2 protein-coding genes are annotated in these 1214 nt (G+C 70.0%); both read right to left on the reverse strand.

Translation table 11 applies throughout. The features are described 5' to 3' along the window. On the reverse strand, positions 1-611 hold a 611-nt coding region (locus DBR12_RS20355), incomplete at its 3' end, for an MFS transporter (protein ID WP_146185588.1). 131 nt (positions 612-742) lie between these two features. Beyond that, positions 743-1214: MarR family winged helix-turn-helix transcriptional regulator (locus DBR12_RS20360; protein ID WP_108618893.1), on the reverse strand; the 472-nt coding region annotated here is incomplete at its 5' end.

A 1214-nucleotide genomic window follows, 5' to 3' on the forward strand; every position in this document is an offset into this window, starting at 1 on the left:
AGCTTGGAGGGCGGGTGGGCCTTGGGCGGCCAGCGGCGGATGGAGTCCCACATCACGAGCGTGGTGGTCACCGTGACGGCAAACACCCAGCCTGCACCGAGCTGCGCGAACACCAGCCCCGCCAGCGTCGGCCCCACCGCACGCGCGGCGTTGTAGGCAATGCTGACTGCGGTGATCGCCTGGGGCCACTCGTCGCGTGGCACGGGGTCGATGACCGAGGAGTTCCAGGCGGGCGTGAGCACCGCCGTGCAGCAGCCACACACAAACACCAGGAAAAGCACCGAGGCCGCCCCGCCCCAGCCGCCCAGCACCAGCAGCGTGAGCAGTGCACTGGCCCCCGCCTGCGCCAGCAGCGCACCCGAGACCAGGCGACGTCGGTCGGTGGTGTCGGCCAGCACGCCGGCGGGCAGCGCCAGTAAAAACATGGGCATGAACACGGCGGTCTGTACCAGCGCTGCCAGGAAGGAGGAGCCCGTGAGTTCCACCATGAGCCAGGCGGCCGCCATGGTCTGCATGCCGCTGCCCACAAAAAAGATGCCGCCACAAATCCACAGGCCCCGGAACGCGGGTTGGCGCAGGGGGCTCCACAAAGAGGTCGAGTGCTGGGACATGGAGGGTGGGCGTTTGGGCGTGGGTCGTGGTCGGACGGGAAAGCGCGGGGGCAACCCTGCATGGGTGTTACAGGGCGTGTTGGAGGATATAGCCGTCTCCCTGTTTTGGGGCACACGGCGGGGGATGTCCCTCAATCCACATGCCGCCCGCCCCGCAGCCGGTAGGTGCGCGGCACATCGGTGCGTGTGGCGACCAGCGCCTCGGCGCGCTGCTGCATGTCGGCCAGGGCCTGGTCCAGACTTGCCACCGCCTCGGGGGCGAGCCCGGCCAGCAGATCCTGGTTGAGCGCCTTGACCTGCGGGAACAGGCCGTCGTGCACCGCCTGGCCTGCGGGCGTGAGGCTCAGCACGGCCTGGCGCCGGTCGCCGGGCATGGCGTTGCGGGTGATGAGTTTCTTGGCCAGCAGCGAGGTGATGGCGCGTGAGGTGCGGGCCCGGTCCAGCCCCAACCGCTGGGCCAGCTCGGCCGGGGGCATGCCGGGATGTTGCGCCAGCATCATGAGCAGCCCCCACTCACGCCGGGTGATGCCGTAGCCGCCCTCGCACAGCCGCACCACCAGGCTGCCCGCCACCGCCAGCAGGCGGTTGAGGCGGTACATGAGC

The sequence above is a fragment of the Acidovorax sp. HMWF029 genome (genome assembly GCF_003060895.1).
GTDB lineage: Bacteria > Pseudomonadota > Gammaproteobacteria > Burkholderiales > Burkholderiaceae_C > Acidovorax.